Origin of the sequence: Methylobacterium sp. E-045 (genome assembly GCF_022829685.1) — a bacterium.
Taxonomy (GTDB): domain Bacteria; phylum Pseudomonadota; class Alphaproteobacteria; order Rhizobiales; family Beijerinckiaceae; genus Methylobacterium.
The window spans coordinates 1-440 of record NZ_JAKSYE010000127.1; the positions used below are offsets into that span (position 1 = coordinate 1).

At 64.3% G+C, this 440-nt stretch carries 1 protein-coding gene; it reads right to left on the reverse strand.

Going from position 1 to position 440, the window contains the following annotated elements; all coding sequences use genetic code 11:
• The coding region (locus tag MKK51_RS25465; protein ID WP_243982319.1) for a hypothetical protein at positions 1-440 on the reverse strand (440 nt) is incomplete at both ends.

Consider the following 440-nt stretch of genomic DNA (forward strand, 5'->3'; position numbering starts at 1 on the left):
ATGATCTCGGCGTCGCCGGTCTGGCTGATGGCGATGCCCGGCGGCAGGTTCTTCGCGGTCGGCAGCGCCATCACCGATTCGATCAGGGTGCCCAGCGCGGCCGAGCCCTCCAGGTCAGCCGCCAGGGCATCGGGGATCATACGGCTGTAGCGGGCGATGGACAGAGGCGTCGAGAACAAGATGGAGAGTGACGTAAGGAAGTTTCCGAAAAGCAAGACCCGCACGCCGAACAGCATCATGAGGCCGGTGCCCATGGAGAGGGCTAACCCTTCGAACACCTCGCCCATTATCTCGGCGTCGCCGGTCTGGGTGATGGCGATGCCGCGCGTCAGGTTCTTCGCGGTCGGCAGCGCCATCAACGATTCGATCAGGGTGCCCAGCGAGTCCGAGCCCTCCATGTAGGCCTCCAGGGACACGCGGATCGAACGATCGTAGCGGTC